Origin of the sequence: Idiomarina sp. 28-8 (assembly GCF_000320945.2) — a bacterium.
In the GTDB taxonomy this organism is placed as follows: Bacteria; Pseudomonadota; Gammaproteobacteria; order Enterobacterales; family Alteromonadaceae; genus Idiomarina; species Idiomarina loihiensis.
Genome location: NZ_DF266792.1, coordinates 207,055 through 219,918, shown reverse-complemented (window position 1 = coordinate 219,918; position 12,864 = coordinate 207,055). Strand labels below are relative to the sequence as shown.

Annotated in this window: 14 protein-coding genes; 8 read left to right on the top strand and 6 right to left on the bottom strand. The window is 47.9% G+C overall.

What is annotated here, in order from left to right:
- The first annotated feature begins 164 nt into the window (after window positions 1-164).
- From RJ32_RS11250 to RJ32_RS11220, 7 genes are all read left to right on the top strand, one after another.
- Complete coding sequence (locus RJ32_RS11250; protein WP_034822346.1) at window positions 165-1,433, top strand: efflux RND transporter periplasmic adaptor subunit; 1,269 nt, start codon at window positions 165-167, stop codon at window positions 1,431-1,433.
- Window positions 1,434-1,473: 40 nt separating this feature from the next.
- Window positions 1,474-2,172: an ABC transporter ATP-binding protein gene (locus RJ32_RS11245; protein ID WP_011235286.1), complete on the top strand. Its 699-nt coding sequence runs from the start codon at window positions 1,474-1,476 to the stop codon at window positions 2,170-2,172.
- Between the two features lie 10 nt (window positions 2,173-2,182).
- Window positions 2,183-3,481, top strand: a complete 1,299-nt coding sequence (locus RJ32_RS11240; protein WP_034822344.1) for an ABC transporter permease — start codon at window positions 2,183-2,185, stop codon at window positions 3,479-3,481.
- A gap of 5 nt (window positions 3,482-3,486) precedes the next feature.
- Window positions 3,487-4,680, top strand: a complete 1,194-nt coding sequence (locus RJ32_RS11235; RefSeq protein WP_034822342.1) for an FtsX-like permease family protein — start codon at window positions 3,487-3,489, stop codon at window positions 4,678-4,680.
- A 2-nt stretch (window positions 4,681-4,682) separates the two neighbouring features.
- Window positions 4,683-6,008, top strand: a complete 1,326-nt coding sequence (locus RJ32_RS11230) for a sigma-54 dependent transcriptional regulator (protein WP_034822341.1) — start codon at window positions 4,683-4,685, stop codon at window positions 6,006-6,008.
- Window positions 6,009-6,057: 49 nt separating this feature from the next.
- The gene (locus tag RJ32_RS11225) at window positions 6,058-7,305 is read left to right on the top strand and encodes a PAS domain-containing sensor histidine kinase (protein ID WP_235598953.1); all 1,248 of its coding nucleotides are present in this window, start codon (window positions 6,058-6,060) and stop codon (window positions 7,303-7,305) included.
- A 238-nt stretch (window positions 7,306-7,543) separates the two neighbouring features.
- Window positions 7,544-8,854 (top strand): methyl-accepting chemotaxis protein, encoded by a 1,311-nt coding sequence (locus RJ32_RS11220; protein WP_034822337.1) that lies wholly within the window; start codon window positions 7,544-7,546, stop codon window positions 8,852-8,854.
- Window positions 8,855-8,950: 96 nt separating this feature from the next.
- Here the strand turns inward: RJ32_RS11220 and map are convergent, their stop codons facing one another.
- The 6 genes from map to RJ32_RS11185 all read right to left on the bottom strand — a co-directional run bounded on the left by map (window position 8,951) and on the right by RJ32_RS11185 (window position 12,375).
- Window positions 8,951-9,724 (bottom strand): type I methionyl aminopeptidase, encoded by a 774-nt coding sequence (gene map / locus RJ32_RS11215; RefSeq protein ID WP_034822335.1) that lies wholly within the window; start codon window positions 9,722-9,724, stop codon window positions 8,951-8,953.
- A complete protein-coding gene (locus tag RJ32_RS11210) occupies window positions 9,717-9,923 on the bottom strand; it encodes a ParD-like family protein (protein ID WP_034822422.1) in 207 nt (68 codons plus the stop codon). Before RJ32_RS11210 ends, map begins: the two co-directional genes overlap by 8 nt.
- Window positions 9,924-10,119: 196 nt before the next feature.
- Window positions 10,120-10,431 (bottom strand): cupin, encoded by a 312-nt coding sequence (locus RJ32_RS11205; RefSeq protein ID WP_034822333.1) that lies wholly within the window; start codon window positions 10,429-10,431, stop codon window positions 10,120-10,122.
- Between the two features lie 81 nt (window positions 10,432-10,512).
- Window positions 10,513-11,058 carry a GNAT family N-acetyltransferase gene (locus RJ32_RS11200; RefSeq protein WP_034822331.1) on the bottom strand — a complete coding sequence of 182 codons (546 nt, stop codon included), beginning with the start codon at window positions 11,056-11,058 and terminating at the stop codon, window positions 10,513-10,515.
- Between the two features lie 383 nt (window positions 11,059-11,441).
- Window positions 11,442-11,780 carry a thioredoxin family protein gene (locus tag RJ32_RS11190; protein ID WP_034822420.1) on the bottom strand — a complete coding sequence of 113 codons (339 nt, stop codon included), beginning with the start codon at window positions 11,778-11,780 and terminating at the stop codon, window positions 11,442-11,444.
- Between the two features lie 67 nt (window positions 11,781-11,847).
- A complete protein-coding gene (locus RJ32_RS11185; RefSeq protein ID WP_235598952.1) occupies window positions 11,848-12,375 on the bottom strand; it encodes a DUF4269 domain-containing protein in 528 nt (175 codons plus the stop codon).
- A gap of 139 nt (window positions 12,376-12,514) precedes the next feature.
- Between RJ32_RS11185 and RJ32_RS11180 the strand changes: the two genes are divergently transcribed.
- On the top strand, window positions 12,515-12,862 hold the full coding sequence (locus RJ32_RS11180) for a VOC family protein (protein ID WP_034822327.1): 348 nt from the start codon (window positions 12,515-12,517) through the stop codon (window positions 12,860-12,862).
- Window positions 12,863-12,864 lie beyond the last annotated feature (2 nt).

The following is a 12,864-nucleotide window of genomic DNA, read 5'->3' as shown; positions in this document are numbered from 1 at the left end:
CCATTGTCCGCGAGATCATAACGGACAGTGTGACTGTCCGCGGACACTTGATTAAAAACTCAAAAAATAACTAAATCCTTTAAAATCAAAAGGTTAAATTCTGGCACCAAAAATGCAAAGAGGAGGTAAGACTTACACTTATTGCATCGTCAGGATTACAAAGCATGATTGAAGGAACCAGCCAACAAGACCATATTATTCAGCGTCCAGCGAAAAGCACGCTACGCCGATTTCTCCCTAGGGTAGCTGCTGTCAGTCTTCTGCTTGTGTTGGCAGTGGCTGTTTTTCAGTCGTTTGGACAAAGCGCCAGTTTGACTTTACCGCGTAACCAGATGCAATTCGCCACCGTACAACGTGGCGATTTAGTACGCGACATTTCAGTGCAAGGTAAAATTGTGGCTGCCAACGCTCCTACGCTGTACAGCCAAGAAATCGGTCAGGTGCAGCTGTTTAAACAGCCCGGTGAAGCTGTAAAACAGGGCGATTTACTCGCGACTATCACCAGCCCGGCGCTACAGAATGATTTACAGCAGCAAGAAGCCGTGCTCGCCGGAATGCAAAGCGAAGCCGAGCGTGCTGAATTAGCCGCACGCGAACAGCAATTAGATACTGAGCAAGTAATGAATACGGCTCAGGTTAATTTACTAGCTGCGCGGCGTGAACTGCAACGAGCCCAACAAGCCATTGAATTCGGTGTTATCCGACAACTGGATTTCAACATCGCTGAAGACAACGTGGCAACCTCCGAGCTTGAGTTCGACCATGCTAAACGCAAAGTCGAACTGGCTCGCGATAAGCTGAGCTTTGAACAGAATTCCCGTACCCAGTCAATTCACCGCCAGCAGCTGATAGTTAAGGAGCTTCAACGCAAAGTGAAGGCTCTCAATATTACCGCCCCGGTCACGGGTCAGCTGGGTAACTGGCTGGTCGAGCAACAAAGTCACGTATTGCCTGGGCAGGCGCTGTTGACCGTCATCGATTTAAGCCAGTATGAAGCGGAACTCGCGGTTCCCGAAAGCTACGCCCGCGATTTGCTACCCGGACAACAAGTGGAAGTGCAATTAGGCAGACAACAGTTACGCGGAGCCATCAGCTACATAGCGCCGGAAGTACGCGATAATCAGGTGACCGCCCGGGTGCGCTTTAGCGAGTCGGACAGCAGCCAGTTACGCCAAAGCCAGCGCGTGACCGCCCGCGTGGTTCTGGAACATAAGGAAGATGTACTGATGATTGCCCGCGGTGATTTTGTCAGCTCAGGAGGTGGTCGAGAAGCCTACCAGGTTATCGATGATCAGGCCGTGCGTAAACCGGTACAACTCGGAGCACTGTCGGTGCAGTGGGTAGAAATACTTGAGGGTGGCACCGAAGGCGAGCAATGGGTGATTTCAAACCTGAGTGAGTTTAAAGGCCAGGACAGGGTCAATCTAAATTAATAACACGACAAATTTTATGACTTAACACAAGGAACAACCAATGATAACGCTAACAAATTTAAGCAAGATCTTCCGCACTGAACTCATTGAAACCCATGCGTTGCGCGAGGTGAATTTGCAGGTCAACGAGGGCGAATTTGTCGCTCTCACCGGCCCTTCCGGCTCAGGCAAGTCAACGCTGTTGAATATTCTAGGCACCCTTGAGGGCTTTGATAGCGGTGACTACTTACTTGATGGGCAATCCGTAAAAGGCTTGTCGGACTCAGCGCTGTCACAGTTACGCAACGAAAAAATTGGTTTTATCTTTCAAAGTTTTAACTTAATTAAAGACTTCAGTATCTACGACAACATCGAGCTGCCTTTACGTTATCGCGGCTTAAAAGCAGCGGAACGCAAACAGCGTATCGAACAAGCATTAGAGCTCGTCGGCCTCCACGCACGACGTGACTATCTGCCTGCTCAGTTGTCCGGTGGTCAGCAGCAGCGTGTCGCCATTGCCCGTGCAATTGCCGGTCAACCCCGCATTCTGCTTGCCGATGAGCCCACCGGTAACCTCGACTCGTTAATGGCTCGTCAGGTTATGGAACTGTTAGAAAAAATTAATCAGCAAGGCTGTACCATTTTAATGGTTACCCACGATCCGGATCAGGCTCGCCGTGCTGCCCGCAATATTCAAATTGTCGATGGCCAACTGCATGACAGCACGCTGTACGAGCCACTGGCAGCTCACAGCGCTTAAAGGAAAGATTATGGAACAGTTTATTTATTACCTTAAAGTGAGTCTACTCAGCATTAAGCGAGCACCACTACCTTACGCCTTAACCGTTTTTATTCTGAGTGTCGGCCTGGGCGTATTTTTCGCTAATGCCACTTTCTACTACCAGTTGAACTCTGACCCATTGCCGCACAAAAGCGACAAGCTGTTTTTTCCCATGACATTGATAACACCAAACGACTGCAATAACTGTCGCCCTCCCCGAGTGCTTAGTTACAGTAATGTCCAGAAACTGTCAGCAAGTGATATACCTTCCGCTCAGGCGGCTATGTATAGCAGCGATGGTTACGCCCGGTTAAGCGTTGACCAGCCACCAACCCCAGTTTCTATACGTATTACCCAACGTGACTTCTTCAAAATGTTTGAGGTGCCGCTATTACACGGTTCGATGTGGGCCGACGATGAAGCCCACAATGAAGTTTTGCTTACCCGCGCCATGGCATTAAAACTACTCGGTCGTACCGACGTGGTGGGCGAATCAATACTGCTGGATGACCGCAATGTCAGTGTCATCGGGGTTCTGGATGACTGGCAGATGTTACCGCGCCTATATGATGCGAATGGACGTAATCATTTAAGTGCTGGCGAAGACATTTTTCTCCCTCTGGAAACGGGTTACGACCTAAATTATCTGTCTAAAACCAACTCACAAACCTTTGACGATACAGACTATCGTCAATTAGCCACGGAAGGTCGAACAGGTGCCTTGCACCAGTTGCAATACTGGGTGCAACTGGATACTGAAGAACAACAGCAAGCTTACAAACAGTTTATGCAAAGCCTGGCCGAAGACGAAAAAGCAGCGGGTCGCCACCCGGCTCCGATCAATAATCAGCTTGTACCCATGCGTAATATTGTCGACTACTTTGGGGACGACCCCGGCGATATCAAAGCCTTTGCCCTGGTCACTTTGCTGTTCCTGGTAGTATGTTTGTTTAATGCCAGTCATTTAGCGCTCAACCGTTATTTGAGTAATCAATATGAATTTAGCCTGCGCCGGGCGTTGGGGGCCAGCCGTAGCCAGTTACAGTTGCAAATGCTTGCTGATGTGCTTTTGATGACATTCCTTTCCATTACCGGCGCATTAATTATTGGCTACGCAGGCGTTTCATTAATGAATACGCTACTACCCCGCAATAGCCTGTTCTCTGACTGGAATCTGACCTTAATGGCAGGGCTAATGTTGACTGCGTTTTTATGTAGTTACCTAGTCACTCTGTACCCGTCAATTCGTGCCTCGTTTGGTTCATTGAATCAGCAGTTAAAGGAATAAACACCATGTCATTACCACTACTTTTCAAAGTATTGCTGACCCGTAAAGTGGTTACCATTTTATTGCTGTTACAGCTGGCTATTACTCTGGCACTCTTACTCAACAGTGTGCTGCTGGCACAGCAAACGCACCAACAACTGAATCAGCCAACCGGCCTCGATTTGGAAGAGACCCTGTTGGTACAAATAAAACCTACCACACCGCAACTTCGGGCGTACCCGCTATTAGAAGATCTGCTGGAACGTCAGCTCAATGCACTGCGGAATATTCCCGGTGTTGTCGCAGCAGCCTATAGCAATCAGGGCATGCTGCTCCAGGGAGGAAATAATGGCAACGTCTATAATGTCGATGACGAAGAGCGAAGCAACACCTCAAGTGTGCCAATCTACTTCGTCTCAGCCGACTATTTTAAGGTTCTGGGCGTCGATGTGTTGCAGGGTAGACTTCCACAGCAGTCCAGCCTTTTTACTAAAGAGAGTTTCCCCAGCGTGGTCCTCACTCAAAGTCTCGCTGAACATCTGTTTCCAGAGCAGTCAGCTGTGGGCCGCCAGCTTAACCGCGGTTCGGTAAGTGCGGTAATAAGTGATTTTTATGGTCAACGTAATGGTGAGAACGTAATGTATAACAGCATTCAGGTTACCCGTCCCTTCAGCGTAGACTGGGGGTACACATTGTTGCTAAGAACATCGCCCGGTCAAACCTCAGCTGTTCGCCAACAATTAACCAGCGTATTACAGCAGGTCGAACCCAACATCGAAATTTTCCATATTCGGAGCTTTGCCGAGCAGCAGCAACAGCTCTATCGCAATGAATATGGCCTGGCTACTCTGCTCACTATTCTCAGTGCTTTAATGCTAGTCGTCACCATGATTTCGAGCTACAGCAGTACCCACTTTCAGGTATTAAAACGCCAGCAGGAAATTGGCATCAAGCGCGCTTTGGGTGCCAGTAAGCGGCTGATTTTTATTGAGCTATTAAGTGAAGGTTGGTTATGTACCTTAATCGGTACACTGCTTGGCATCGGTTGCGCGCTGCTTCTCAACCATGGTTTATCACAGGTTATCAGCTTGCCATCACTCAACTGGTGGCTGCCGTTGTTGACCGGCGCTATTTTGTTATTCTCTGTCACCCTGGCCATATGGTATCCTGCAACCATTGCTACCCGGGTGTCTCCCGCCACTGCTACCAAAGCTTTATAACAATGCTTAATATATTGGTTATTGATGACAGTTCATCCATTTGCCAGGCTCTGCAGACGCTGTTTTCTCTGCAGGGCTACCAAGTGTGCTGCGCAAAAACGCCTGAACAGGCGTGGCAGGTGTTAGGTGAGCAACCTATCGATTTGATTCTGCAGGACATGAATTTTTCCGTGGGTGAAATGCAGGGGGATCAGGGAAAAGCCTTGTTCTACCAATTGCGCCAGCAATATCCTGGCTTGCCTATTGTGTTGATGACGGCCTGGACTCAGTTGGATATGGTAGTCGAGCTGGTGAAAGCTGGAGCCACCGACTACATTGCCAAACCCTGGGACGATCAGCGTTTATTGCTCACTGTGGCCAATGCGCTCAAGTTAAAGCAGCTAAGCGAGCAACAAGCGCGTAGAGACGAAGAGCGACAGGCGGCTTTTGCCGGCAAAGATCTCTGTGGGCTAGTCTTCGCCAGCAATAAGATGCAGCAATTAGTGCAAATGACATTGCAGCTCGCTCCGGCTAATGCAGCAGTGCTTATAACCGGCCCCAATGGAGCCGGTAAAGAAGGCATTGCCAACGTGCTGCACGCTAACTCGCCACGTAAAGACAAGCCGTTTGTTAAGGTCAACATGGGGGCTCTGCCTGCCGACTTAATGGAAGCTGAACTCTTTGGTGCTGAGGCCGGTGCCTATAGTGGTGCGAACAAAACTCGTATTGGACGTTTTGAAGCCGCCGATGGTGGCAGTCTATTCCTGGACGAGATTGGTAATTTGTCATTATCCGGCCAGGCCAAGCTACTGCGGGTACTGCAAACGGGTGAATATGAACGCCTGGGCTCCAGCGTCACTCGCCGCGTTGATGTCCGCCTAATTAGTGCTACCAATACCGATTTAACTACCGCTATTGCGCAGGGCGAGTTTCGTCAGGACTTATACTATCGGGTTAATGTGGTGCAACTTGCCCTCCCCGCATTAGCCGAACGCCCGGACGACATTCTGCCACTGGCACGTTACTTTCTCGGCGGCGAAAAAAACCTCTCCCACGATGCAGAGCAACTCTTGTTAAGCTACCACTGGCCGGGCAACGTGCGGGAACTGCAGAATGCCTGCCAACGGGCGCTTCTGCTAAGTACCAACAGCACTATTAACAGCGCCGACTTAGGGCTTCCCGATACATTAAGTGCCGGTAAACGCGCATTGGATGATATTGACCGAAGCGCTATCGACCAGGCCTTACTGCAAGCTGGTGGCGTCATTTCACGCGCAGCTAAACAACTTGGTATAAGCCGTCAGGCACTGTATCGACGCATGGAGTTTTACGGTATTGAAACGCCTTAAATTAAGATCTTCTCAATTTAGATTAGGTACGAGTCATCGACTCATTCTGGTGTGCATATTACTAACCTTACTGGCGTTAGTCGTTCAGTTTGCTTATTGGGGCTATGCGCCGCTCATCAGCGGTGCCATTTGTGTCGCAGGGTTGTTATTCGCAGGATTGCTGCGATGGATGCTACGGCCTTTGATGACAGAAATACAAGCTCTCAACCTGCACGCTCAGAACCTACAGGACGGCAGCTTTAATACCAGCGCCAATCAATTAAAAATACGCGAGCTTAGTAGCCTTGCCGAGAGCTTACAAAACATGTCGTCCCAGTTACGGGCTGAACGCGCGAGTTTGTACCAGCGAGAATTGTTACTGGATACGGTATTACAAAATAGTCCGCTGGCTTTACTATTAACAGATGCCAGTGACACCGTCGTTATGAGCAATCCGGCGGCACGCCAGCTATTGAGCGCAGGCAACGCAATTAATGGCAGCAAACTGACTGACGCCGCAGCAAAGGTTTCAGTTTTGGCTGATGCAATAGAGAGAAAGCTACAAGGTTTACTGCGTTTACCAGACCACAGTGTGTGGCATCTATCGGTTAATCAATTTAATCTCAATCAAAACCAGCACTGGTTATATCTACTTAAACCCCTAACTCGCGAGATACAACGAGAAGAGTTGACGGCCTGGAAGAAGTTACTACGGGTAATAGGTCACGAGTTGAATAATTCGTTGGCACCTTTATCATCATTAGCCTACTCAGGTCAGCAGCGAGCCCAGCAATTACAGCAGACGGAACTGGCCGGCCTGTTTGAAACCATCAGTGCTCGCGCCGCCGATATCAACCAGTTTGTGCAGGCCTATATCCACTTTGCCAAACTGCCACCACCACAAATGACTACGGTTAACTGGCCCCGATTAATCAATCAATTGCAGAACTTATACGATTTTGAACTGGTTGGCGATTTACCGAAACGCCTCTGGCAAGCAGACCCCGGCCAGCTGCATCAGGTACTGTTGAACTTGCTAAAAAATGCCCATGAAAGCGGTTCACAGCCAGAGCATATCCGCCTTCAAATCATCGAACACAGCCAGCAACTGGAAATTACTTTACAAGATGGCGGCGGCGGTATGAGCGAACAGCAACTTGAACATGCGCTTATCCCCTTTTACAGCACTAAAGTCAGAGGCTCAGGTATTGGCTTAACACTGTGTCGCGATATTGTTGAAGCCCACGGCGGTAGCATTAATTTACGTAATCAACCGAGAGGGCTTGAGGTAAAGCTTTTGCTTAAACTCCCATCATGACATCGGTGACTATTGCACACATCGTTCAAATGAGTGATTTCAACGATATCGCTAAACCGGTTTTCTGTCTCTGCGTTTACTTTATAAAGAGTGCTGTAAAAATCGTACTAGTTGTCATCATTGTCAGCATACTTATTTTTATAGGGAACAGGTGACCCATCCCGCTTTTTTTCCCCTATGCTCAAGAGCTGGTTAGACCTGCCGATAAAGATGGATTATTGTTGACTGGAATATCCAGATGTTTAATCGCCGCCTCAAAAATGAACTCGAAGATCAGCGTAAAGAATTAGCGATGCTCCGCCAACTGGCTAGCCAGATGGATCGGGGGATGCTGTCCATCACACTGAACTCCGATTTATGCATATCTGCCGTAAACCAAAGCTTTGCTGATGTTCTAGGTTACCAACGCGAACAGCTGTTAGGACGACCCATGTCAGAGATTGTGCCAGCTTACGTTCCGAAGCTAGCTTGTTTTCGAGACTTTAATCAGGCCGTTGCAAAGCTCGCACCGATAAGCGATGACTACCGCTACTTGCGTGCTGATGACTCCCTCGTCTGGCTTCGTATCAGTTGGCTTCCGATACAGAACGCGGACGGCAAACTATCCCATGTACAGGGATATGGCCGCGATGTAACCAAAACAGTTGAAGGCAAAAAAGAAAGTGAAGCATTCATTGATGCGCTGATCCGCTCCACTGCGGTTATTCAGTTTAATCTTGATGGCACCGTAATTACTGCAAACAAGCAGTTTCAGGAGGCCATGGGCTACCGGCTCGAACAAATTGCAGGCAAACACCACCGTATATTCTGTACACCAGAAGAGAGCGAGTCGTCTGAATACGCCGCATTCTGGAAAAAGCTAAACAACGGAGAGTATGTAGCAGGCCGCTTCAAGCGCGTCGACAGCCGTGGCCAAGAAGTATGGCTTGAAGCCACTTATAATCCGGTGTATGACGCCGAGGACAACTTATCTAAGGTTGTGAAATTTGCCAGCGTGGTCACCGACCAGGTGGAACGGGAAGCTCAGGTAAGAGAAGGTGCAAGCGTCGCCTACGACGTTTCACAACAAACTGATGTAAGCGCTCAAAAAGGCTCCGCGGTGGTTCAGAAGACGGTCGAAACCATGCAGCAGATAGCTAGACAAATGCAAGGGACGAGCGAGAGCATTGAAGCACTGGGTAAACAGTCGCTGCAAATCAACTCCATAGTGCAAACCATCGGTGGCATCGCTGAGCAGACAAATTTGCTGGCACTAAACGCCGCTATAGAGGCCGCCAGAGCCGGTGAACAAGGCCGCGGGTTTGCTGTGGTTGCCGATGAGGTTCGGAATCTGGCTGCCCGCACCAGTAAAGCCACAGAAGAGATTGTAAGCGTCGTCGAGAAAAACCAGACTCTCTCTGATGAGGTGATGCGTCAAATGTCCAGTACCCGAGAGGAGGCAGAACAAGGCCTGGAATTAGCCAACCAGTCGGGTGCCGTCATTATAGAGATTCGGGAAGGCGCCAAACAGGTGGTCAACGCAGTTGAACGCTTCGCCAATGAGTTGTAGTAAAAATACATTGAAACCATGCTCCTGGGGGAGCCTATTTAGAGAGTGCTCCGCCTTCTTTTCAAAGGCGTACGGCCGCCGCAGTGTCTGTGATAGTCAAACACGCTCTTCAGTTCTGAGCGTCAGCACCTCGTAACCATCTGAAGTAACGGCCACGGTATGTTCCCACTGAGCAGATAGTTTCTTGTCGCTGGTGACAACCGTCCATCCATCTTTCTTAACTTTAATCTTGGCTTTACCCTGGTTAATCATGGGTTCTATGGTAAACACCATTCCTTCTTTCAGAACTAACCCCTTCTCGGGATGGCCATAATGCAAAACTTGTGGCTCTTCATGCATTTCCCGGCCTATACCGTGACCGCAATACTCGCGAACAACAGAATAGCCATGCTTCTCGGCATAGCTCTGAATAGCATGACCAACATCGCCCAGTGTCGCGCCAGGCTTAACCTTCCGTATGCCCTGCCACATTGCCTCATAGGTTTTATCAACCAAGCGTTTGGCAAGTGGACTGACATTGCCAACCATATACATTTTGCTGGAGTCGGCAATGAACCCATCCTTTTCCAGGGTAATATCGACGTTGATGATGTCCCCGGATTTTAGCTTTTGGGTGGCTGAAGGAACTCCGTGGCACACAACCTGGTTTACCGAGCTATTAAGAACATATTGGTACCCATACTGACCTTTACTCGCTGGACGAGCGTCCAGCTGATCTGTGATGTACCTCTCCGCCAGATCGTTGATATCCATGGTTGAGATACCGATTTCAATAAAGCCATCCAGGTAGTCAAAAACCATTGCAAGAAGACGGCCTGACTCGCGCATGACATTTAATTCGTCAGTACTTTTCAGCTTTACACTAGCCACCGACAGCCTTCCTTATGTCTACGTCGGCCAACTTCATTTGGTCGCGCATGATATCCGAAAAAGACATGCCGGGGTTCGCCTCGGCAAGCATACCTACTTTTATCCAATACTCGGCCTGAGCATTAATAGAGCGAACCATAACTGAACTCGCCTTGCGAATTTCCCCATGCAGTTCGTCATCAATTTTGACAATTCCCATAGCAGCCCCTGAATATATGATGTGTATACGAATCATATATTCAAAATGGGAGTCTTGCAACATTAGCGCTTATTATGCCTTCTTCTTTTTGCTGAAGTGTTCCATACGAAAACAGTAGTGGTATTGTTATTCCAATATTTGGGTTTCATTAAATTTATAGTGCCCCGGCATACGTGGAGCTGAATTAAGTGCCTTGTTATACACTACCTTCACGTTCTACCACCAGAATTCGAGCCTGGCCTTTGGGGTGAGCAACATGCTCGGTACCAATTGAAGCGAAAAAAATGTCCCCGGCGTTTAGTGTCGCAGATTTCACTTCGTTGTTTTCTTTGTACAACATTTCTACAGTGCCATCCATTACAGCGAAAACCTCTTCGCCGTCATTTACGTGCCACTTATAAGGTTGATCTGTCCAGTGCAATCGAGTGGTAACGCCGTTCATGTTGGCAATATCTTTTGCACCCCATGCCTTATCTGCTGTGAATTGCTTACTTCTAATGACTTCCAATTTATTATCCTCCTTACTGCTACTTTTAAAAACGCGTCAGCGAAGTGGAGACGAAAGTAAACGTCGCCTTAACTGGCTAAATTATAAGGAATGTTGCTCCCACTGCTCTCTGTTTATCTTATACAAAACATGATCGCAAAGCGGGTGAGAAGATTCTAAATCCGGATGTTTAAAATTACAGGCATAGGACATTCCAATTTTTTTCATGACGGCTTGAGAACGCATGTTGTGCGCTGTTGTAAAAGAGACCACCTCTTCTAAGCCCAAGTGAGTAAAAGCATAGTGCAGTGACGCTTTAGCAGCCTCGGTTGCGTAACCCATTCCCCAATATGGTTTCGCCAGGCGCCAGCCAACTTCAACACATGGTGAGAACGGCATATTTTCTTTGGGGGTGTGCAGCCCGACAAACCCTATAAATTTACTCTCACCGGGGAGCTCTACAGCCCAGAAGCCCCAACCTCGATCAGCAATGAGAGACTGAATTCGTCTCGCTCCACTGAAACTTTCTTCCGCTGTCAGAAGCTTCGGAAAAAACTCCATCACGTCCTTATCGCTACACATCTGCGAAAAGGGCAGGAGATCTTCGTCATCCCATTGCCGAAGTATCAGTCTTTCCGTTTTAATCATAATTCATGTCATTTGATGCCATGTTTGTTAGATGCTTATCTCTTTTACTATTGCCCACAAGGATAAGACTATGCTGGCAATAAAGCCCAGGGCCACGAGCCCTAATAAAGTGTAGAACCCGAATCGAAAGGCGTTCAAAATGCATTCGTAAACTACGGACAGCGGTGGCTTTGCTTTTAATAGAAGGCTTTCTGTCCGAGAATTCGCGCTGAAATAGGCTGTGTAAATTGAATACAATACACCCACCGCCATCCCAACATAGGTGACTGAGAAATATGCTTCAAGAAAATGTATCCAGCCCACTTTTTATCCTATATACATCTAGCGCTCTTTAAGCTGCGGCTCAGTTTACAGCGTCCGATGCCTTCACTTGTTAGCAGATTCTAATCGACCTTAGAAATGAATTCACGAACCTCGTCAGAACGTAATGGCCTTACTAGACGAGCCACTTCATTACCATTCTGCAAGAGTATCAGAGTCGGCCAAAGCTTTACCTTGAACGCACGCCCCAGTGGTTTGCCCTTGCCGTCGTATATTTTAATATGACGTAGCCTTGAATATTCAGTTACTGCTTCTTTTATCGCAGAACTTGCCGCCTGACAGTGTCCACACCAGGGCGCGCCAAACTCAAGTACAACGTCACCGGATAACTCGCCAGTTTGTTCAAAGGTAAACGCTTCTTCTGCGTAATCGGAGTTAGAGCCAATATCGTCGATTTTCATTCCACCTACTCCGGAATAGAATTTACAAGAATGCCCAATAAAGGGCTGCACGGTTTGCCTGCGAATTTTATATGCAATTTGCAACATGCGCTTTAAGCTCCTTTTCAGACCAGTGCTCCAGTTCAAGAACTGCCGCGTAGGGTTCTCCGGAAATGCCCATAACCCGACAAATTGCAGGTTCTGTTTTAAGACCGCTCTCTTTAAGCTGCCGTATCCTGTCGATGAACTCATTACCCCCGATTTTTACAAGGCGTTTCATCACCTGATAGTGCCGATATGCAGCTTGCAACTCCACTGGCGTTTTCGACGCATAGACTTCAATTAAAAACTGGTTACAGTGAAACTGACCTAAAACGTGATCTTTGCGTTGGCGTATGCTGTACACTTCATAGCCGGAATATGCCGATTCAAATGCCTCAATAAACGCTTCTTGTTCCTGGTACGTACAAACGATATCGATGTCGCTTTCCTTCGTATCCAGAGAAACAAATATCGTACTAACTACTTCCGGCGAATAGGCGTTGAGTTCAATCAGAATTCCCGATTCTTCTATCGCTTTGTTGGCGCGGAGGATCTTGCTATTCATTTTGGCCATTTTTGGGATTCATATAGCATCTATCTATATTGTGCCGATACAACAATAAATGAGCAATAATACTGATAAAAATGAGCGTTAGGTTAAACTAGAACTAAAGGTAAAATCGTTTCTCAAAAAGCCCTATGCGAGGCACACCATGAACTCAACCAAAATTAATTACATAGAACTTCCGGCGCGGAGCCTTGAAGCAACCAAGCGCTTCTTTCAACAAGCCTTTGGCTGGGAGTTTGTAGACTATGGTCCGGAATACGCGGCTATTCAAAATGCCGGAATTGACGGCGGTTTTTACCAATCAGACTTAGTTGCTCAAACATCTACCGGCAGTGCGCTGGTGGTTTTATATAGCAAAGACCTTGAGCAAACCCTGAAAAGCGTTGAGGATGCAGGCGGTAAAATCCTCAAGCCTATATTTGATTTTCCCGGTGGTCGGCGTTTTCAGTTTACCTGCCCAAGTGGGAATGAATACGCTGTATGGTCGGAATAACA